At 59.3% G+C, this 20,670-nt stretch carries 21 protein-coding genes; 4 read left to right on the top strand and 17 right to left on the bottom strand.

The features are described 5' to 3' along the window. Positions 1 to 214 precede the first annotated feature (214 nt). The 6 genes from infB to pip all read right to left on the bottom strand — a co-directional run bounded on the left by infB (position 215) and on the right by pip (position 7,554). On the bottom strand, positions 215 to 2,692 hold the full coding sequence (gene infB, locus Q1A20_RS04630) for a translation initiation factor IF-2 (RefSeq protein WP_298968896.1): 2,478 nt from the start codon (positions 2,690 to 2,692) through the stop codon (positions 215 to 217). A 9-nt stretch (positions 2,693 to 2,701) separates the two neighbouring features. Further along, entirely contained in the window at positions 2,702 to 3,322 is a 621-nt protein-coding gene (locus Q1A20_RS04635) for an RNA-binding protein (RefSeq protein ID WP_299403167.1), read from the bottom strand. 22 nt (positions 3,323 to 3,344) lie between these two features. Further along, positions 3,345 to 4,964, bottom strand: a complete 1,620-nt coding sequence (gene nusA, locus Q1A20_RS04640) for a transcription termination factor NusA (RefSeq protein ID WP_298968894.1) — start codon at positions 4,962 to 4,964, stop codon at positions 3,345 to 3,347. Then, a complete protein-coding gene (gene rimP / locus Q1A20_RS04645; RefSeq protein ID WP_298968892.1) occupies positions 4,965 to 5,555 on the bottom strand; it encodes a ribosome maturation factor RimP in 591 nt (196 codons plus the stop codon). It abuts the gene before it with no gap. A 134-nt stretch (positions 5,556 to 5,689) separates the two neighbouring features. Beyond that, positions 5,690 to 6,586, bottom strand: coding sequence for an ABC transporter substrate-binding protein (locus Q1A20_RS04650; RefSeq protein ID WP_299401561.1), 897 nt, complete (start codon positions 6,584 to 6,586; stop codon positions 5,690 to 5,692). Then, positions 6,583 to 7,554 (bottom strand): prolyl aminopeptidase, encoded by a 972-nt coding sequence (gene pip, locus Q1A20_RS04655; RefSeq protein WP_299401559.1) that lies wholly within the window; start codon positions 7,552 to 7,554, stop codon positions 6,583 to 6,585. Before pip ends, Q1A20_RS04650 begins: the two co-directional genes overlap by 4 nt. Before the next feature lie 48 nt (positions 7,555 to 7,602). Here pip and ubiG point away from each other — a divergent pair, with 48 nt between their 5' ends. Beyond that, positions 7,603 to 8,349, top strand: coding sequence for a bifunctional 2-polyprenyl-6-hydroxyphenol methylase/3-demethylubiquinol 3-O-methyltransferase UbiG (ubiG, locus tag Q1A20_RS04660; RefSeq protein ID WP_299401556.1), 747 nt, complete (start codon positions 7,603 to 7,605; stop codon positions 8,347 to 8,349). On the opposite strand, the gene Q1A20_RS04665 is transcribed toward ubiG, so the two are convergent. The 4 genes from Q1A20_RS04665 to Q1A20_RS04680 are packed head-to-tail and all read right to left on the bottom strand — an operon-like array spanning position 8,346 to position 10,647. Further along, on the bottom strand, positions 8,346 to 8,789 hold the full coding sequence (locus tag Q1A20_RS04665; protein WP_298968885.1) for a MarR family winged helix-turn-helix transcriptional regulator: 444 nt from the start codon (positions 8,787 to 8,789) through the stop codon (positions 8,346 to 8,348). The genes ubiG and Q1A20_RS04665 overlap by 4 nt on opposite strands. After that, the gene (locus tag Q1A20_RS04670; protein ID WP_298968883.1) at positions 8,786 to 9,619 is read right to left on the bottom strand and encodes a carbon-nitrogen hydrolase family protein; all 834 of its coding nucleotides are present in this window, start codon (positions 9,617 to 9,619) and stop codon (positions 8,786 to 8,788) included. Before Q1A20_RS04670 ends, Q1A20_RS04665 begins: the two co-directional genes overlap by 4 nt. Then, the gene (gene grxC / locus Q1A20_RS04675; protein WP_298968881.1) at positions 9,619 to 9,876 is read right to left on the bottom strand and encodes a glutaredoxin 3; all 258 of its coding nucleotides are present in this window, start codon (positions 9,874 to 9,876) and stop codon (positions 9,619 to 9,621) included. The genes Q1A20_RS04670 and grxC overlap by 1 nt, the downstream gene beginning before the upstream one ends. A 39-nt stretch (positions 9,877 to 9,915) precedes the next feature. Then, positions 9,916 to 10,647 (bottom strand): ComF family protein, encoded by a 732-nt coding sequence (locus tag Q1A20_RS04680; protein ID WP_298968879.1) that lies wholly within the window; start codon positions 10,645 to 10,647, stop codon positions 9,916 to 9,918. Positions 10,648 to 10,662: 15 nt separating this feature from the next. Between Q1A20_RS04680 and Q1A20_RS04685 the strand changes: the two genes are divergently transcribed. Beyond that, positions 10,663 to 11,475: a methyltransferase domain-containing protein gene (locus tag Q1A20_RS04685; RefSeq protein WP_298968877.1), complete on the top strand. Its 813-nt coding sequence runs from the start codon at positions 10,663 to 10,665 to the stop codon at positions 11,473 to 11,475. 54 nt (positions 11,476 to 11,529) lie between these two features. Further along, the gene (hemH, locus tag Q1A20_RS04690; protein WP_299916151.1) at positions 11,530 to 12,600 is read left to right on the top strand and encodes a ferrochelatase; all 1,071 of its coding nucleotides are present in this window, start codon (positions 11,530 to 11,532) and stop codon (positions 12,598 to 12,600) included. A gap of 79 nt (positions 12,601 to 12,679) precedes the next feature. On the opposite strand, the gene Q1A20_RS04695 is transcribed toward hemH, so the two are convergent. Further along, positions 12,680 to 12,856 carry a hypothetical protein gene (locus Q1A20_RS04695; RefSeq protein WP_298968874.1) on the bottom strand — a complete coding sequence of 59 codons (177 nt, stop codon included), beginning with the start codon at positions 12,854 to 12,856 and terminating at the stop codon, positions 12,680 to 12,682. Positions 12,857 to 12,996: 140 nt separating this feature from the next. Then, positions 12,997 to 13,608: a L,D-transpeptidase gene (locus Q1A20_RS04700; RefSeq protein WP_299401538.1), complete on the bottom strand. Its 612-nt coding sequence runs from the start codon at positions 13,606 to 13,608 to the stop codon at positions 12,997 to 12,999. Between the two features lie 166 nt (positions 13,609 to 13,774). Between Q1A20_RS04700 and Q1A20_RS04705 the strand changes: the two genes are divergently transcribed. Beyond that, positions 13,775 to 14,302, top strand: coding sequence for a CAP domain-containing protein (locus Q1A20_RS04705; protein WP_299401535.1), 528 nt, complete (start codon positions 13,775 to 13,777; stop codon positions 14,300 to 14,302). A gap of 3 nt (positions 14,303 to 14,305) precedes the next feature. On the opposite strand, the gene Q1A20_RS04710 is transcribed toward Q1A20_RS04705, so the two are convergent. The 5 genes from Q1A20_RS04710 to Q1A20_RS04730 form a co-directional block, all read right to left on the bottom strand. Then, the gene (locus tag Q1A20_RS04710) at positions 14,306 to 14,806 is read right to left on the bottom strand and encodes a L,D-transpeptidase family protein (protein WP_299401532.1); all 501 of its coding nucleotides are present in this window, start codon (positions 14,804 to 14,806) and stop codon (positions 14,306 to 14,308) included. Positions 14,807 to 14,893: 87 nt separating this feature from the next. Then, positions 14,894 to 15,673, bottom strand: a complete 780-nt coding sequence (locus Q1A20_RS04715; RefSeq protein ID WP_298968868.1) for an ion transporter — start codon at positions 15,671 to 15,673, stop codon at positions 14,894 to 14,896. Positions 15,674 to 15,690: 17 nt separating this feature from the next. After that, the gene (locus Q1A20_RS04720) at positions 15,691 to 16,920 is read right to left on the bottom strand and encodes a class I SAM-dependent RNA methyltransferase (protein ID WP_299916154.1); all 1,230 of its coding nucleotides are present in this window, start codon (positions 16,918 to 16,920) and stop codon (positions 15,691 to 15,693) included. Positions 16,921 to 16,960: 40 nt separating this feature from the next. Next, positions 16,961 to 18,793, bottom strand: a complete 1,833-nt coding sequence (locus Q1A20_RS04725) for an ABC transporter ATP-binding protein (protein ID WP_299401523.1) — start codon at positions 18,791 to 18,793, stop codon at positions 16,961 to 16,963. Next, positions 18,790 to 20,628, bottom strand: a complete 1,839-nt coding sequence (locus Q1A20_RS04730) for an ABC transporter ATP-binding protein (RefSeq protein ID WP_299916156.1) — start codon at positions 20,626 to 20,628, stop codon at positions 18,790 to 18,792. The genes Q1A20_RS04725 and Q1A20_RS04730 overlap by 4 nt, the downstream gene beginning before the upstream one ends. Positions 20,629 to 20,670 lie beyond the last annotated feature (42 nt).

The raw sequence follows: 20,670 nt of genomic DNA on the forward strand, positions 1-20,670 counted from the left end.
GAGGAAAGGGCATGTTACGGACAATCACTTTGGGAAGCGCCGTTTCGATACAAGGCATTTACGTTCGAGCATTACCAGACGGACGCATTGTTGTGAAAGTTGACGATACGAGCTATGTGGGCGCACCGGTCACCAAGGCCGCCTGAATACGCGCGACCCGAAAAAAAGGGACAGCTGAGGGCTGTCCCTTTTTCTGTTTCAGAGGTGCATCCGCTTAGCTGAGCGTCCGCGTAATCTCTTCACGCTCGAAGATTTCGATCACGTCATCGGCGCGGATGTCGTCATAGTTCTCAAACGCCATGCCGCATTCCTGACCGGACTGAACTTCCGCCACTTCATCCTTGAAGCGCTTCAGCGTTTTCAGCGTCCCTTCGTGGATCACCACGTTGTCACGCAGCAGCCGTACGCCAGCGGATCTTCTGGCGACGCCTTCGGTGACCAGACAACCGGCAACCTTGCCGACGCCTGTGACCTTGAAGACTTCCTTGATGGTCGCATAGCCGATGAAGTTCTCGCGAATTTCCGCGCTGAGCAGCCCGGAGGCCGCCGCTTTCACGTCATCCACAAGATCGTAGATCACCGAATAATAGCGGATCTCGACGCTCTTCTGATTGGCCGTATTCCGCGCGGAGGCATTCGCCCGCACGTTAAAGCCCATGATCGGCGCCCCGGAGGCTTCGGCCAGACCCACGTCTGTTTCGGTGATCGCACCCACGCCCGAATGCAGCACACGCACGCGCACTTCATCGTTGCCGATCTTCTCCATCGCCTGAACGATGGCTTCGGCAGAGCCTTGAACGTCCGCTTTCACAAGGATCGGCAGTTCGCTCACGTTCTCATCTGCCTTGGCATTGGCCATTAGCTGTTCAAGCGTCGTTGCGGCACCCGCGGCTGCGCGTTTGTCTTTCGCTGCATTCTCACGATAGGCGGCAATCTCGCGTGCCTGCGCTTCGGTCGATGTTACGTTCAGAACGTCACCGGCTTCGGGCGTGCCGTTCAGACCCAGAACCTCAACCGGCACCGAGGGGCCCGCTTCCTTCACACGATTGCCCTGATCGTCGATCAGCGCTCGGACCTTACCGTATTGCTCACCCACAACGAAGATATCGCCCTGGTGCAACGTGCCGTTCTGAATGAGAACGGTTGCAACGGGTCCACGACCCACGTCAAGCTGCGCTTCAATCACGGCACCCTGCGCTGCACGATCGGGGTTTGCCTTGAGTTCAAGGATTTCCGCCTGCAGCGCGATGGCTTCCAGCAGTTCATCCAGACCTTGACCGGTGATGGCAGACACTTCGACGTCCTGCACATCGCCGGACATCTTCTCCACGATCACTTCGTGCTGCAACAGATCGGTCCGAACCTTGTCCGGATCAGCCGCCGGGCGGTCGATCTTGTTGATCGCCACAATCATCGGCACTTCGGCTGCTTTCGCGTGGTTGATCGCCTCGATGGTCTGCGGCATCACCGCGTCATCCGCCGCCACAACCAGAACCACGATATCCGTGACCTGCGCACCGCGGGACCGCATCGAGGTAAACGCCGCGTGGCCAGGGGTGTCGAGGAAGCTTAGCACCTGACCGCCATCGGTTTTCACCTGATAGGCACCGATGTGCTGCGTGATGCCGCCAGCCTCGCCTGCGACAACCTTCGCATTGCGGATTGCATCCAGCAGCGATGTTTTACCGTGGTCGACGTGGCCCATGATGGTAATGACCGGTGGGCGCGATTTGAGGTCTTTGTCGTCGTCCTCAACCTCTTTGATCACATCCTCAACGTCAGCATCGGAAACACGCACCACCTTGTGGCCGAATTCTTCGATGATCAGCTCGGCGGTGTCCGCGTCAATGGTCTGGTTCTGCGTGACCATCATGCCGTTGTTCATCAGCGCCTTGACGACCTCGCCCACACGCTCCGCCATCCGGTTCGCCAGCTCAGAAACGACAATCGCTTCTGGCAACTGCACATCACGCACAACCTTTTCGCGCTCGACCGAACCGCCCATTGCTTTCTGACGCGCCCGCTCCTGCTTGCGCTTCATCGCAGCCATGGACCGCTGACGCCCGCCTTCGCCGCCCGAAAGCGCCTGGTTCAGGGTCAGCTTGCCGGAACGACGGTTGTCTTCGCCGCCCTTGCCGCCACGCTTGTTGTTGTCGCGGTCGCGATCCTGCTGTTTGCGGGGCGCGGCTTCTGGCGCCTTGGTGCTCGTCGGGCGGGCAACAACGGGTTCTTCCGCCGGGGCGGCTGCAGCTTTTGCTGCGGCCTCCGCTTCTTCCTTGCGACGCGCGTCCTCTTCGGCTTTCGCCTTCAGACTTTCCTCGCGCTCGCGCTCGACGCGCTCTTTCTCTTCAATCTCGGCCCGGCGGCGCTCCCGCTCTTCGGCGCGCGCCTTCTCTTCGGCTTCGCGGGCGGCCGCTTCTTCGACCTCACGTGCTTTCGCAGCCTGAACCGCTTTCAGCCGCCGTTCCATCTCCGCATCGGAAATGCCCGCGGGACGTCTCGAAGGATCACCTGCCGTGGCCACACCTGATCCGGACTTGCCCGCACCCGGTTTTGGCACCACAACGCGCTTGCGTTTGGTCTCCACCACGACGTTTTTGGTCCGTCCGTGGCTAAAGCTTTGCTTTACGTTGCCCGGACGCGCGCCACCGCCACGCAGACCCAATGTTTTCTTGCCGTCAGTATCGCTCATGAAGCTCGTCTATCCTTTCGAGTGGCCGCTGCCACCCTCCTTTACGCGCACGCCTTTAAGTCGGTTGGCTTCCTCTACAACACGTTGCGTGAGTCCACCAGAGGCGAGCGCCCCATGTATCACAGTTTGACGCCCAAATGCCAAACCCAATTCATCCGCTGTCAAACAGCCAATGTACGACCCATAGTGGGGCGTACTCAGTTTTGATTTTCCCCGGCCTGACCCGTCTAGTGCCTGAATCAGGACCTCGGCTTCTTCAATCTGAAGCCAGTTTTTTACCTTTTCATATCCGGCAACCGCCTTACCTGCCTTGCGCTGAAGCGAAATCAGCTCCACCACGCGCCGCACCAGTTGCCGCTCAACCTCTGCCACCAAATCATCCGGCACCGTGACCGGCTGTTTTGCGCCGCGGGCAAACAGGCGCTTTTTAAAGGCCGTTTCCAATGCAGCGCGGTCTGCTGCCACATAAATTCCGCGTCCCGGCAGTTTTCCCAGAACATCCGGGACAATCTGCCCCTCCGGGCCAGCAACAAAACGGATCAGCCCAAATTTTGGCTGCACCTCGCCCGTGGCAATGCACTTGCGTTCAGGACCGTCTGCGCGGTCTTTGGGAGCGCCACCGCGACCCATCAGGAGACCCCGAGGCCTGAGATCAGACCTCGGCTTCCTCCGTTTCTTCAGCGTCCAGCTCTTCTTCGGCATCCGCCTCAAGATCCGCTGGATCGACCCAGCCCAGCATCACCCGCGCGGTCATGATCATGGTCTGCGCTTCTTCCAGTGACACGTCGAAGGGTTCCAGAACGCCATCGTCCTTGGTGCGCTCGCCATCGGTTGTGGTCCAGCCACCGGCCAGTTCCCAATCCGCGCAGGTTGCGAAGTCTTCCAATGTCTTCACATCATCCTTGGCCAGCGCCTCAATCATTTGGGGTGTCAGACCCTCAAATTCAACCAGGCTGTCCTCAACACCCAGCGCGCGGGCATTTTCAAGGGCCGCTTTGTTCTGCGCCTCAATCACATCGCGGGCACGGGCCTGCAATTCGTTGGCGGTGTCTTCGTCCACGCCGTCGATGACCAACAGCTCGTCAATCTCGACATAGGCAACCTCTTCGAGGTTGGAGAATCCTTCGGACACCAGCAGCTGGGCAAAGAATTCATCGAGATCGAGGTTGTCGACAAAGAGCTTGGTGCGCAGTTCGAACTCGGCCTGACGGCGCGCGCTTTCCTGCTCTTCGGTCATGATGTCGATGTCGAGGCCCGTCAGCTGCGACGCCAGACGCACGTTCTGACCACGACGGCCAATGGCGAGACTCAGCTGCTCTTCGGGCACGACAACTTCGATCTTTCCGGCTTCTTCGTCCAGAACCACCTTGGAAACCTCTGCAGGCTGCAAAGCGTTCACAAGGAATGTGGGCTGATCTTCGTTCCACGGGATGATGTCGATTTTTTCACCTTGCAGCTCGTTCACAACCGCCTGCACACGAGAGCCACGCATCCCGACGCAAGCCCCCACAGGGTCAATCGAGTTGTCATAGGAAATCACGGCAATCTTCGCGCGGCTTCCGGGATCGCGGGCAACCGCCTTGATCTCGATGATGCCGTCATAAATCTCGGGCACTTCCATCTTGAAGAGCTCGGCCATGAATTCAGGTGCCGTGCGGCTGAGGAAAATCTGCGGGCCACGCTGTTCGCGACGCACGTCCTTGATGTAGACGCGGATCCGGTCGTTGGGCCGGTAGCTTTCGCGGCCGATTTTCTCATTGCGGCGCAGGATCGCCTCACCGGCACCCACATCGACGATGACGTTGCCATATTCTTCGCGCTTGACCAGACCATTGATGATCGTGCCGGCGCGGTCCTTGAACTCTTCGAACTGGCGATCCCGCTCAGCTTCGCGAACCTTTTGCAGAATGACCTGCTTGGCCGATTGCGCGGCGATCCGGCCCATTTCCACAGGCGGGACTTCCTCGACAAAGGTGTCACCGATCTTGGGGTCATCCAGATATTGCTTGGCCTGTTCCACGGTGAACTCGGCCTGGTAGTTTTCCAGCTCTTCATCTTCGACCACGGTGCGCACGCGGGTAAACGTGGCGCGGCCCGTCTTGCGGTCGATTGCCACGCGAATGTCCATCTCCGCGCCGTAGCGTGACTTCGCCGCTCGGGCGAGCGATTCTTCCATCGCCTCAACCACCAGATTGGGGTCGATCATCTTTTCGCGGGCCACAGCCTCAGCGGTTTGCAACAGCTCAAGCTGGTTTGCAGATGTAATTGCCATTTATGGGTCTCCCTCAGCGGAAATATCCGTGTCTACCTCATCGGAAATTTCGTCAAACTTCGTTTCGTCAATTGCACCGCTCGCCTTGCGCTGGCGCAGCATTTCTTTGATCAGATCATCCGTCAGCACCAGCTTGGCGTCGCTGAGCCAGTCGAACTTCAGGCCAATCGTGCCTTCCGCGACATTGATCAGAACTTCGTCATCCTCAATCCCTGCCAGTTCCCCTTTGAACCGGCGGCGGCCATCAATCATCTCGCCGGTTTCGATCTTGGCCTCATAGCCCTCGAACATCTCGAAATCCTTGAGCCGCGTCAGGGGACGGTCGATCCCGGGGCTGGAAACCTCCAGCGTGTATTCGTCCAGAATGGGGTCTTCGACATCCAGGATAGCACTTACCGCCTGGCTAATCTCGGCACAATCATCGACCTCAATGCCGCCTTCGGGCTTGTCCGCCATGATCTGCAGGATTGTCGATTTGCCGGACATCAGGCGCACACGAACCAGTTCAAACCCCATATCCTCGATCACCGGAGTGATGATCTCGGCCATGCGGCGGTCAATGGCAGCTTTTGCAATCAGATCGTTGGTCATCAGGCTTTCAGGCACAAAAAAACGGGCGCGCGGCCCGTATCGTGTTTCGGTGGTGCGTTTGGTGTGGACCCGAACGCGCCGCTGTTATCGCAGGATATACGCATGGCGGGCTGAGTCTGCAACCCCCGATCGCGTTACGTGATCCACCACCGTTCCGCAGCCCGCAGATTGTCCAGCGGCCAGCGCGTGCCAATGCTCTGCGGCAGGGCGATTTCGTTGCGGACGGCACAGGTCATGAAGTGCTCTTCGGGCAGCAGGGTGATCTCTTTCAACACTCCCAGGTCCGCCGAATGAGTCAGATCGACCGCATCGACAAAATGATCCCTCAACGCCTCGGCGCGAACGGTGTCCGCGGGCAGCGACACCAGCTCGACACTGTCGAACCAGCCCGCGTGACCATCCTTGTAATGCCCATCGACGCGGTGGCCGACAAATTGCCGACCGGGCAGAAACCGATGCATCCGGTAGAGGCCGGTCCCGATGCCATGTGCCATGGCGTCCTGGATGTTGTCGCAGGGGTAGATGACCATCTGCGGCCCGCTGAGCCGATAGGGGAAATCCGCATCGGCATCGGAGAGGGTGATTTTCAGCTGGTGGGTGCCCGGTGTCTCGATGCGGTCAATGTCCGACAGGATGGTTTCGGCGTGTAGCGCGAAGGAGGCCACCACATCGTCGGCGATGAAGGTTTTACCGTTGTGAAAAATCACATCCTTGCGCAAGCGAAACTCCCAGACGCGCGCATCCGCACTGCCTTGCCACTGCGTCGCAAGCTCGCCGCGCAGCGTGCCATCTGCGGCAACCTCAGTGAGGGTCTCAAAGGCCGCGCCCACTGTTGCGACCTGCATAAACAGGCCCTGTTGATCACGGGTATCAAAACGGTCAGACCGCAACGCGCCGGACAAGGCCATGCGCAACCTGCCACCTTGTTGGGGTGCGGTCTGCGCAGAAAGCCCGGTGGCGGCCAGCAAGGCGGCGGCAGCACCGGAGGCAAAAAGCGCCCGTCTGTCGATATGAGGCCGCCGGGCGCTCATCGCCCGCCGATCCGATCCATGGTGCGCACCAATTCCGCGCTGATGCCCGGCTCCGACAGGGCGTGCCCAGCATTGCGCACCATCTTCAGCTCACAATGATCCCAGGCCTCCGCCAGCGCATAGGCGCTGTCTGGCGGGCAGATCATATCATAGCGACCCTGCACAATCACGCCGGGGATATGGGCGATCCGCCCCACATGCGCGAGAATTTGACCATCAAAATCCAGGAATCCTGCGTTCGAAAAATAATGGTTTTCCAGCCGCGCGAAGGCTCGCGCATATTCTCCGGGGCTTTCACCGGTTGAACCGGAAGAATGAATCGAGGCCAGCGCGTTTTCCCAGGCTGACCACGCCTTGGCAAACCGCGTCTCCAGCGCAATGTCACCCGAGAACAACCGACGCCGATAGGCTTCGATCAGATCACCCTGTTCGTCTTCGGGGATCAGCGCCGTAAACCGCGCCCAGACCTCGGGCCAGAACCGGCCCGCGCCGCCACCGTAAAACCAGTCAAGCTCGCGCTGGGTCATCAGGAACACACCGCGCAGCACAATGTGACGCACATGATCCGGGTGCGATTGCGCATAAATCAACGCCAGCGTCGCCCCCCAGCTGCCGCCAAAGACGATCCAATGCTCGATGTCCATTTCGCGGCGGATTGTTTCGATATCCGCTACAAGATGCCATGTCGTGTTGTGCATCACGCTGGCATGGGGCCGGGACCTGCCGCAGCCGCGCTGATCAAAAAGAATCACCCGGTAGACTTCGGGATCGAAATACCGCCGCATCGCCGGGCTGCACCCCCCGCCCGGGCCCCCGTGCAGCACGATCACCGGAATGCCGTTTGGGTTACCGCATTGCTCCACATAGACCTTGTGACCCTGGCCCACGTCGAGCATTCGCTGATCGAAAGGATCGATCGGCGGGTACAGATATTGTACTGCGCGCTTTTGGTCCGAGAATTTGTCCATTACAGGCCTATATCATACGAATACGCACTTGAGCATATGGAGATGAGAATGCAAGCGCCTCAAACCACTGTTGACCCCTCGGAAATCGCGAAATTCGAGGCGATGGCCGCGGAATGGTGGGACGAGAACGGTAAATTCAAGCCGTTGCACATGCTCAACCCCTGTCGGTTGGACTATATCACCACCCAGATCGCCGGAGAATTCGACCGCGACCTGAAAACCGCCAACCCGTTTGCGGGCCTGCGCATTCTCGACATCGGCTGCGGCGGCGGGCTGTTGGCGGAACCCATGGCGCGGCTTGGTGCAGAAGTGGTGGGGGCCGATGCCGCCGAGCGCAATATTCCGGTCGCGCGCATCCATGCAGAGCAATCCGGACTGGACATCGATTACCGCCATACCACGGCGGAGGATATGGCCGAGGCGGGCGAACAATTCGATGTCGTACTGAATATGGAAGTGGTTGAACATGTGGCGTCGCCCATCGACTACCTGATCGCCTGCCGCAAACTGCTGAAACCCGGCGGGCTGCACATTTGCTCGACGCTCAACCGGAACCCGAAATCCTACATGATGGCGATCATCGGCGCGGAACATGTGATGCGCTGGCTGCCCAAAGGCACGCATGAATGGTCGAAATTCATCACCCCCGATGAGCTTTACGATCTGATGCAGGATGCGGGGCTCGATCCGGTGGATCGCAAAGGGTTTGTTTTCAACCCGCTGACCTGGTCCTGGCGTTTGTCGGATCGGGATCTGAGCGTGAACTACGTCACCGCGAGCCTGAAGCCTGCTTAGGGCTTTTCGCTCAAGCGCAAACGCAGCTCCCGGAGTATTGGCAGCGCCTCCCGCACCTTTTCATCGCCCAGCTTTTCCACCACCTGATTGATCACCGGCGTGATTGAGCCCACGGCCTGATCCCGTGCCTGCCGACCCGCCGGGCTGATCGCGACCATCTTGCGCCGTGCGTCATCCCAATCGGGGCGAATGTGTACGTATCCGGCCCATTCAAGCTTGCTCAGCGTGTTGGTCATCGCCCCGCGCGTGACGTGAAACGTCTCTGCCAATTGCGCGGGCGTGCGTTCCACCATGTTGCGCGCCAGGTGATTCAGAACCGAAAAATGCGAGATTTCCATGCCTTTGGGCAGGACACTACTCAGGCGCGCGCGCACCATTTGATCGGCGGCGAGCACTTCGCTGAAAAGCGCAATTGCCAGAGCATTTCTGTCTTCGTTCATCCCGGTCCATCAAAGGGGCGCGCATTCTCTAAGCTGGGCACACGGCTTCGCGCCTTGGCCACTTCTCCCATATCGAGGTCTGTCGTGTAAACGCCAGGCACCACACCTGCGTCCATTTGGACCTCTCCCCAGGGGGTCACCACCAGCGAATGCCCGTAAGTCCGCCGCGTTTTATGCGCAGCACTAGCATGCGTGCCGGTCTGTGCGGGCGCGAGCACGTAACAGCCCGTTTCAATGGCACGCGCCCGCAGCAAGGTGTGCCAATGCGCAGCCCCCGTAACCGGCGAAAACGCCGCAGGCACGGTCAGGATCTGCGCGTCGGCATTGGCGAGCGCTGCGTGCAGTTTCGGAAACCGCACATCATAGCAAACGGTCATGCCCACGGGCGCAAAAGAGGTCTGCGCCACCACTGCCTGCGTTCCGGGGCGGTATCCTTCGGATTCGCGCCAGGTCTCCTCCGGCGTCACGGAGACATCGAACATGTGGATTTTATCGTATCTTCCCGTGATCTCCCCCTGCGGCGAGATCATGAAGGAGCGGTTGGCAAAACGAGCGTCCGCATCGCCAGTTTTCAATCCCAACGACCCGATCAGCAGCCAGACACCCTGCGCCTGCGCTTCCGCACGCAAAGCGGCCAGCGTGATGTCATCCGCTTCGTGCTGCAGGACCTCATTCTGATGTTTGCGGCTGGTGGACACGCAATTGGTGACCTCCGGCGTCAGAATGAATTCAGCCCCCTCAGCCACTGCCTGACGAAAATAGCCCAGCGTCACCTCAAGGTTGGCCACCGGGTCATCTGATACGTTCAGCTGCAGCAGCGCCGTTTTCATCAGGCCGCCAGAAGGGCGTCAAGTTTGCCAGCGCGCTCCAGCGCATATAGATCGTCACAGCCACCGACATGGGTCTCACCCACAAAAATTTGTGGCACCGTGCGGCCACCACTGGCGCGTTGGATCATCTCGGGCTTGCGATCCGGGTTCGCCCAGACGTCCACTTCAGCGAATTTCACGCCTTTTTGTTTCAGCAGGCGTTTGGCTGCGTGACAGAACCCGCAAAGGGGTGATGTGTAAATTTCGACGTTCTGCATGTCTTCCGATCCTTGATCCACGCGGCGTTGGGACGGAACTTAGGCATCCTTGACCGCGCGCGCTAGGGTGACGACGTATACCGGACCTGAGCCTGCTGCAATGCAGGCATCCGCGGATGCCGCCAAGGTCGCCCCGGACGTGAGAACATCATCCACGATCAGAACCGGGCGCGCGACCAGACGGTGCCGACGGCGCGGATGGATGGAGATCGCGCCCTTCACCGAGGAAAACCGCACTTCTTTGGTCATGCCTTCCATGGGCTTGGTACGTTTCTGGCGCATCAACAAATCGGGACAAACGGGTAAACCGGTTTGTTTTGCAAGGGCTTGCGCCAATAACGCCGACTGATTGTAGCGGCGTTTCACCATCCGCGTCCAATGCAGGGGCACCGGCGCGATGATCATGTTGTCCTGCGGAATATCGGAGATGGCCTGCGCCATCCACTTGGCGGCAGGTGTAGCGATTTCTTGTCGGTCACCGTGTTTCAGGGCAAGCACCAGCCGCCGACCGTTGTTCTTGTAGATCAGGGCGGACCTGCCGCTTTTCCAGGGCCGCGGCGTCTTGATGCAGTCATCACATTTTAGTGTATCCGCCCTGTCGTCACCCGGCAGTGGCGCACCACAACAATCGCAGATCGATCCGCCGATAAACAACGTGTCGCGCCAGCAAGGCCCACACAGGCCAAAGTCGCTCATCACCTTGCCGCCACATCCCAGACACCGCGGCGGATAAATCAGCGAGACCGCTGTTTGAAAACTTAGTTCCGACACCCTATTCTCCCATTCATGACCACACCCGCTCCGCTGACCGATACCCATGCGCTTCACCTGCACCGCGCCCGCGCCTCCACCTTCTTTTTGCAGGAGGCCGCAGCGGACGAAATCCAGGATCGCCTGGGCATGGTTAACAGGTCGTTTACGAAACCCGCCATCGTGACACCTTTTCACCAGGTCTGGGCCGGGCGCATGTCGGATGCCCGGATTTGCCCCGATGCAGAAACGCTGGCCCTGTCGGAACAGGCGCATGATTTAGTGATCCATGCCATGGGCTTGCATTGGGCTAATGATCCCGTCGGGCAACTGATTCAATGTCGCCGCGCCCTGAAACCAGACGGGCTATTGATCGTCGCTTGCCTCGGGGGTCGGACGCTGGAGGAATTGCGCAGCTGCCTTGGACAGGCCGAAATCGCGGTATCGGGTGGGTTGTCCCCCCGCATCGCGCCCATGGGAGAGATTCGCGATCTGGGCGCTCTGCTGCAACGCGCGGGGCTCGCCTTACCTGTGGCGGATGGTCTCAGTTTGGACGTCGAATATCGCGACGCCTGGCATCTGATGCGTGATCTGCGCGCCATGGGTGAGGCCAACGCACTTGCCGCGCGGCAGCGTACCAACGGGTCCCGACAACTCTTTGAAGAGACCACACGTCTTTATAGAGACCACTTTTCAACGCAGGATGGGCGCGTCAGAGCGACCTTCGAGATGGTTTTCCTGACGGGCTGGGCGCCGGACGAGAGCCAGCAAAAACCCCTGCGGCCCGGATCCGCAAAACAGCGGCTCGCCGACGCACTCGCCGTTCCTGAAACCCCTTTGCCCGATTGACGCCCGCGCAAAACCGTCTATCTCAGGCTCAAACTGCTTCACAAGGATCAATATATGCTGGACAGCAGCGCCTCTGCGCCCGTGACGGTTCGCCCGGCTCATGCCAAGGACGATCACCCTGCGATTGCGACGCCAAAGGTGGGAATTTTGCTGGCCAATCTGGGAACGCCCGACAACTACGATTACTGGTCGATGCGGCGCTACCTGAACGAATTCCTCTCGGATCGCCGCGTGATCGATTACAGCCCCTGGATCTGGCAGCCGCTGCTGCAGTTGATCATCCTCAGCAAACGCCCGTTTTCCAGCGGTGCCGCCTATAAATCCATCTGGAACGAGGCCGAGGGTGAAAGCCCCCTGATGACCATCACCAAGGCGCAGGCCGCCAAGATCACGACCGAGATGCACAAGCGTCACGGCGATGAGGTCATGGTCGATTTCTGCATGCGGTATGGCAATCCATCGACGCGGTCAAAAGTTGCTGAAATGACCGCCGCAGGATGCCGTAAGATATTGTTTTTCCCACTTTATCCACACTACGCTGGGGCAACCTCGGCGACCGCAAATGATGAATTCTTCCGCGCGTTGACCTATGAGAAGTGGCAGCCGGTGACCCGAACCGTGGAGCCGTATTTTGATCGCCCGGACTATATCGAGGCGCTTGCGCAATCGATTGAGCGCGCATATGCGCGGATGGAAACCAAGCCCGACATTCTGGTCTGTTCCTATCACGGTGTGCCCATTCGCTATCTGATGGAAGGCGACCCCTATCATTGCCAATGCCAGAAGACGACGCGGCTGCTGAAGGAACGGCTTGGGTGGGAGGACACGGAAATCACCACCACGTTCCAATCCAAATTCGGTCCCGAAGAGTGGCTGCAGCCCTATACCGTCGAGGAGGTTGCGAGACTGGCGGAGGCCGGGAAAAAGAACATCGCTGTCTGTGCGCCTGCGTTTTCCGCCGACTGCATAGAAACGCTTGAAGAGATCAACGAAGAGATCAAGGAAAGCTTTGAAGAGGCGGGCGGCGAAAACTTTACCTACATCCCCTGCCTGAACGATAATGACACGCATATCCATGCGCTGTCGAATGTCATCGACGACAATCTCAAAGGCTGGATCGACTAGAGCCCTTTACTGCCGATCCGGAACGTAAAAAGGCGGCGCAATACGCCGCCTTTTAGTGTCTTTGCATGAACGCAGCTAATTAGCTGAGTGCTGCAGCAGCAATGATCAGAAGAAGGATTGGCAGCAGCACGCCTGCGGACGAGCTTTCTGCTTCTTCAACAATAACTGGTGCTTCAACAACTGGCTCGGCAAGCGAACCTGCGTAAGCTGTCGATGCGGCGGCTGTCAGAGCAGCTGCGAGAACGAGTTTTTTCATATCATAACCTCCAGAAACGGCGTGCCACGCAAAGCGATAGCACGCACCCAAGACTTACCTCGTAACTGATTGTAAAGCATCATACCTATGCCATTGCCAACCGGATTCGGAATTCAATTCTCAGATGAATTGTGATGTCGTCAAATAAGCAACACTTGTGTTCCGACCTTCGAAAGCGCGAAGAGTTCGGAAATATGCTCGTTGTACAGACCGATGCATCCATTGGACGATTGGCGCCCGATTTTGCGCGTATCGTGGGTGCCGTGAATGCGATAATAGGTCCAGCTCAGATAGAGCGCATGCGTCCCCATCGGGTTGTCCGGGCCGGGTCCGATGAATTCCGGCCACTCCGGGTTTCGCTTGAGCATTGAGGGTGTCGGGCGCCAGCTTGGGCCTTCGACCTTGCGGATCACTTTTGTCCGGCCACGGCGCGTCAGGTCCTCGGTCAGCGGCACGCTGGAGGGGTATAGCTTGTAAAAGCTTTCGTCCTCAGCCCAATAGTGCAGCGCGCGGCTGTCGATATCGACCAGGATGGCGCCATTGTTCAGGTTGGAAAAATAAGGCTGCCAGTCCAGCGTCCGGAAGCTGGAAATGTTACGGCGCACCACTTCCGTCAAATCGCGCTCCACCTGCGTGGTTGCGGATGAGTTGACCGATGCGGCGTCTTGCGCGATCACTGGTGTGGCAAGCATGGCAGCGCTGCCCGCTAAAAAGGAACGGCGGCTGGGTAATTGGAAACGTTTGTCAGACATCAGATGCCTCCATAAGTACAGGCTGGTAGGGAATTTCACGCATTTTATTGCGCGAAAGTCGCAGTCGCAAATCAAACACTTGTCATATGGCACTCAGTCGCTGATGTGCGTTTGAATTACAACGCATTGCAATATATGCGGTAAAGTAACGCTTAAGGAGTGCAAAATGATCCGTTTGTTTTCGATTTTTCTGGTAATTGGCCTGGCTTTGGCCGCTTGCGGGTCTTCGGGGTCGTTCAACGATGGATCAGCCAACATCTATCGAATCGGTAGGAGCGATACCGGAAAGATACAGTTCCGCATGCTGGACGCGGTTAATGCGCTACGCAGCGCCTCCGGGCAGGCACCGCTGGAGCTGAACCCGCAACTGAACGCTGCCGCCGCAACCCATTCGCGCGACATGTCGATCCAGAATCGCCCCTGGCATTTCGGATCTGACGGCTCATCGCCCATCGACCGGGCACAACGCGTTGGGTATCAGGGCACACTGGTCGGCGAAAACATCTCCGAAACCTACGAGTCCGAATTGGAAACACTGGCCGCCTGGATGGAACAGCCCGATACCCGCCGTGTTGTGTTGTCGCCCGATGCAACACAGATGGGATTTGCCTGGTTTCAGGAGACCAATGGCAAGATTTGGTGGACCATGGTCACCGGCAGCACCGGTTTGAGTGCTGGTGCCGGCGCAGTCTAGATTTCAGGGGTTCAGAGCGATCAGGGTATCGTTTGGAACCATCGCATAGATCTCTTCCATCTCATCGTTGGAAACGGCGATACAGCCCCATGTCCAATCCTTCTTGTCCGCTCTGAATGGATTCCTCTGACCGTGGATAAAGATATCACCACCAGCGGATTTGCCCATCGCCTTGGCCGCCGCCACATCGTTCACATTGGGATACGAAATGCCCAATGAAAGATGGAACTGCGAATTCGGGTTGCGGCGATCGATCCGGTACACCCCTTCCGGCGTGCGCCCGTCTCCTTCAATCTGCTTGTGGCCGATGGGCGCAAACCCCAGATTGATATCGTAGCTTTTCAGCAGCGATTCGTGATGCAACAGATGCATGCGCCGCTGGCCCTTGTTCACCACGACAAAGGTCACATCCGGACCGTCATATCGACGAAATTTCGAACTGCCTGAACAACCGGCCAACGCCACGGCGGCGGCGGTTGATAAAATCAAATCTCTGCGACGCATTTTCTGCTGTCCCGTATGTCTTTTCGACGTTCTGCTCTTTTTTGCACAGGTACCATGGATGAAAGGTTAATCAACCTCACAACTTTGTCAGGAACGCGTTTTTTCCTCCAGATGTTTCTCAATTGCGATCAGGCGCGTCAGAACCTCATCCCGGTAGGCATCGGTAACAGCGCCCGCCTCTTCCTGGTGCGCATCCTGCATCGAATTCACGATCAAACCGACCAGCAGGTTCACCACGGCGAAGGTCGTGATCATGATGAAAGGCACGAAGAATACCCAGGCGTAGGGGTACACCTCCATCACCGGGCGCACGATACCCATGGACCAGCTTTCCAGCGTCATGATCTGGAACAGGGTATATCCGCTGAGCGGCAGGGAGCCGAACCACTCCGGAAAACTGGCCGCAAAGAGTTTGGTGGCGATGACCGCACCGATGTAGAAAATGATCGCCATCAACAGGAAGACGCTGGCCATACCGGGCAGCGCGGTCACGAACCCTTCGACCACGCGGCGCAGACGCGGCGCCACCGAGATGACCCGCAGCACCCGCAAGATCCGCAGGGCCCGCAATACGGACATGGTTTGCGATCCCGGCACAAGGGCCGCCCCGACAATAGCAAGATCGAAGAGGTTCCAACCGCTGCGGAAAAACTTCGTGCCGCGCGCGAAGATCTTCAGCAGAATTTCAGCAACGAAGAACCCAAGGCATGCGGTGTCCAGCGCCACGATGATCCCACCGGCCCGCGCCATCATCTCGGGCGAGGTTTCCATGCCGAGCAGGATCGCGTTAAACACGATCACCCCCATCACCAGGTTGATCACCCATGGCTGGTCCAGCCAGACATCCAGTTTTTGGCGCAAACTCATCTGCGTCTCCTCGTAAGCTATCCGCGCATATGGGATGCGGTGAAGCTGGCGGCAAGCTCCACATGCGCGGACCAGCGGAATTGATCCACAACCTGTACCCAATCAAGAGTAAAGCCCGCGTTTACCAAGGTTTGCGCATCCCGCGCAAATGTCACCGGATTGCACGAAACATAGGCAATGCGCGGGATCTCGGACCGCGCCAGTTCGGCAATCTGCGCCTCTGCCCCGGCACGCGGCGGATCCAGCACCACGGCCTGCGCCTTGCGCATCTCATCCGGCATCAGCGGTCGGCGAAAGAGATCCCGCGCTTCTGTGGTGACGTTTTTTAACCCCTGTGCCATCCGCCAGCCCTGATCCAGCGCCGCGACCATCTCCACCGACCCCTCAACCGCATGAACTGCTGCCGTACGTGCCAGCGGCAAAGAAAACGTCCCGCAACCGGCAAAGAGATCGATCACCTGACGCGCCTCTTGCACGATCTCTTGCACCGCGTGGGTGAGGGCTGCTTCACCATGGGCCGTGGCCTGCAGGAATGCGCCCGGCGGTGGCGTAACCTGGGCACCGTCCAGCATGTGTACCGGCGGTGATTGCATGGCCACAACTTCTGCGTCCCAGGACAGTCGCGCGAGGCCAAACTGATCGCAGACCGCCGCCAGTTGTTGCCGCAAAGGACCGTCCAGCGGTTTGCCATGGGTGACGGCGACATCGAGCCCCGTTTTGGTCGTGGTCACCATGACGGATAGTGCAGTTTTGCGGCTGGCCCCGATCACGGCCAGTGCTTCGGCGGCAGGGACGCCCGCGAGCACAACAGGGTCCAGCAGTTGACAGTCGGGAATCGCGATGATGGTGTCGGAGGCGCGCCCGTGAAATCCGACCATCGCGCCCTTCTTGGTGCGGCGCGCGGCAAATCCCGCCCGTCTGCGAGAACGTGACGGTGAGGTTTGGATCGGCCTGAAAACCGTCTCTACCCCATGCGCTTCCAGCGCTTTGCGCACCACGTCCACTTTCCAGGCGGCGACAAATGCATCATCCGCATGCTGCAACTGGCAGCCGCCGCAGGACTTGAAATGGCGGCACGGGGCGGCAACGCGGCGGTCCGAAGGCTGGATGATCTTTGGATCGCGCAGCGCTGTGCCGTCGATTGTGCCCTCCACCACTTCCCCCGGCAGGGTCAGCGGCACGTAGATCGGACCATCGGCAACACCGTCCCCCTGAAGGCCGAGGCGCTTGATTGTAATCTCTGTCATGGCGCTTGGCTTACGGCAGGACGCGCCCGCGCAAAAGCCCCTATTCCGCAGCCTGTGTGCGGATAAACCCGCCCGATTGCCGCTCCCAATACTGCGCGTAGCGGCCTCCCTCGGCGAGCAGCGCATCGTGGCTGCCGCTCTCAACGATGCGGCCTGCGTCCATCACGATGATCCGGTCCATCTCCGTCAGTGTCGACAAGCGGTGCGCAATCGCCAGAACGGTTTTGCCCTCCATGACCCGCTCAAGCGCTGCCTGAATCGACGCCTCAACCTCGCTGTCGAGCGCGCTTGTCGCCTCATCCAGCACCAGAATCGGCGCATCCTTCAGAATGGCGCGGGCCAGGGCAATCCGCTGCCGCTGCCCGCCAGACAGCTTGACCCCGCGCTCCCCCAGATGTGCGTCATAGCCCGTGCGCCCTCTGTGATCGACCAGTTCCTGAATGAACTCATGCGCCTCTGCCTTTTTCGCCGCGGCGATCACATCGCCACGTGTGGCATCGGGGCGGCCATACATGATATTGTCCAAAGCCGACCGATTGAACATCGCCGTTTCCTGCGTGACCATACCGATGTTGCGCCGCAGACTTTCCTGCGTGACGGCGGTGATGTCCTGTCTGTCGATCTCAACCACGCCTTCTTCGGCGTCATAGAGCCGCAGCAGCAGGGCAACGAGCGTCGACTTGCCAACGCCAGACGCCCCGACGATGCCCAGCTTTTCGCCCGGATGGATGGTCAGGTTAATCCCCTGCACACCGCCCTTGTCCCGCCCGTAGGCAAAGCCAAGGTCGCGCAGCACGATCTCTCCCTCTGGCACGATCAGACCCGTCGCACCTGCGTCATCCTCCACCCGGTTACGCGGGGTGAGCGTGCGGATGCCGTCTTCGATCTCGCCGATGTTTGAATAGATCGCCATCAGCGTGAAACTGACCCAACCGGTCATCTGTGCGATGCGGATCGCCACCGCACCTGCGGCCACGATGTCGCCCTGAGACGCCTGACCGGCCTGCCAGAGAATGATCGTCCCACCGAGCAGCAGCACGGGCAGCAGCCCCGCCAGCGTCATCAGGGCAAAGCGAAACCCCGCCGCCAGATAGCCAAATTCCAGCGCCCGCGCCCGAAAGGTCTGCATCGCGCCCAGTGCCGCGCGGTCTTCATGATCGGCATGGGCAAAGAGCTTGACCGTCTTGATATTGGTGATCGTATCGACAACCTGACCAGATACCATCGCGCGCGCAGCAGCCCGCCCGGCGGACCGTTGGCGGACACGCGGTAAAAACCAGTTGATCATCACGAAGTAGAAGACCAGCCAGACCGCAAAACCCAGCGCGACCCGCCAATCGATGGCCAGAAGCAGCAAAACCGAGCCGACCAGCGAGGCCAGCGCAAAGGCCACGACGTTGATCACCTCCACCACCACATCCGTGACCGCGCGCGCGGCCTGCATCTGTTTCTGGGCAATCCGGCCCGCAAAATCATCATCGAAAAACCCGACCGTCTGACCAAGCGTCCAGCGGTGCAGACGCGACAGCACCAGCGGGTTCACATTGGGCCCCACGATGATCGAGTTCGCCGAGGCCGAGAGACCAAAGAGCACAGGGCGTGCGACCAGAAAAAAGCCCACGGCAGCGACGATCAGACCAATATTGCCGCCGTCAAAAAACGCCTCCGGCCCCGCATTTGACGTGGCATCGATGACCAGCCCGAGGATAAGCGCCGTGCCCGCCTCCATCGCGCCAGCGGCGGCGGAGAAAAACGCAGCCAGCCAGAGCGCGGGCCAGGAGCCTGACAGGCACCAGCGCATGAAAGCGCCAAGTGTTTGCGGCGGCGGACCTTCGGCGGCACGAAACGCATCAATCAAGTCTCCTATCCTCACGAAGCCTCCTCAATTGTCAGGAATCCGCCCGACTGCCGGGCCCAGAATTCTGCATATAGCCCGCCGCGTGCCAAAAGCGCGTCATGGCTGCCATCTTCGACAATCCGACCCTGGTCGAGCACCAGGATCCGGTCCATCTGCGCAATCGTGGACAGCCGGTGGGCAATCGCGATCACGGTCTTACCCTCCATCATGCCGTAAAGCGTATCCTGAATGGCCGCCTCCACCTCGCTGTCGAGCGCGCTGGTCGCCTCGTCCAGCAGCAGGATCGGCGCATCCTTTAGGATCACCCGCGCCAATGTCACCCGTTGACGTTGCCCGCCAGAGAGTTTCACACCCCGTTCACCAACCTGCGCGTCATAGCCCCGGCGCCCCTCCGGAGCTTCGAGATCCAGGATGAACTCATGCGCCTGCGCCTGTTTTGCCGCCGCGATGACAGCCTCTTCCGTGGCCCCAACGCGGCCATAACGGATGTTGTCACGCACCGACCTGTGCAGCAGCGAACTGTCCTGCTGCACCATCCCGATGGCCAGACGCAGACTGTCCTGCGTGACATGCGTGATGTCCTGCCCGTCAATCAGGATCTGACCGGTTTCGGGATCGTAAAACCGCAAGAGCAGCTTCACAAGCGTGGATTTCCCCGCACCGGACCGCCCCACAAGGCCGATTTTCTCACCCCGGCGGATGGTCAGATCGATCCGGTCCAAACCCCCTGACCCGCGGCCATAGTGGTGCGACAATTGTTTGATCTCAATCGTGCCATCGCTGAGCTTCAGGGGTGTCGCGGTCTTCGCATCGGTCAGGGTGATCGGCTGCGCAATCGTCTCCATCCCTTCGGCGACCACACCCAATTCGCGGAAAAACGTGGTCAGCGCCCACATGATCCAGCCCGTCATCGCGTTCAGCCGCAAGGTCAGTGCTGTGGCCGCCGCAACGACGCCGACACTGGCCGCGCCCTGGCTCCACAGCAGGATCGCCCAGCCCACAACACCGATGATCAGCAGACCGTTCAGCATCACCAACGTGACGTCCATCACGGTGAAAATCCGCATTTCCTTCTGGAAGGTCTTGCGCGTTTCCTCAATGGCTTCCTTGGCGTATTCCAGCTCCTGCTCATGATGCGCGAACATCTTGACCGAGTGGATATTGGTATATGCATCGACAACGCGACCGGTCACCAGCGACCGCGCGTTCGAGGCCGCCTGCGAGGCAGGGCCAACTCGTTTCACTGTCCAGCGCAGCAGCAGCATATAAAGCACGAACCACCCCGCCAGCGGCAATAACAACCGAGGGTCGGAGGAGGACAGCAAAATCGCCGCCCCCAGCAAATAGGCCAGCGAAAAGGAGATCGCATCAAAGACCTGAAAAACAACCTCGCCCGCCGCAGGGGGTGTTTGCATGATCCGATTGGCCACCCGTCCGGCGAAATCATTTTCAAACCAGCCGACCGACTGTCGCAATACCTGACGGTGGGCCCGCCACCGGATCAATGTGCCGAAATTCGGCAGGATGGTGTTGTTCAGAATCGCCACATCCAGCGCTTGCAGCAAGGGCCGCACCAGCAGGATGAAGAGCGCTGCGAGGGCCAATTCGAGCCCATAAGTGCTCCAGAATGCTGCGGGGTCCCCTTCCAACAGATCAACGACGCGACCCATGTAAAAGATCAGACCAACCTCGATGCCAGCCACAATGACGGACATCAGCCCGGCCCAGAAGAAGACCTTTTTGAAAGGCTGCGAATACTCCCACAGGAACGGCCAAAGCCGTTGCGGCGGATTATCCGATTCCACATAAGGGGTGTAGGGATCAACAAGACGTTCAAAATAGCGGAACATGACAGGAGGCCTTAAGTCAGAATACACGAAATGATCAGGCGC

Origin of the sequence: uncultured Roseobacter sp. (assembly GCF_947501835.1) — a bacterium.
Lineage (GTDB): Bacteria > Pseudomonadota > Alphaproteobacteria > Rhodobacterales > Rhodobacteraceae > Roseobacter.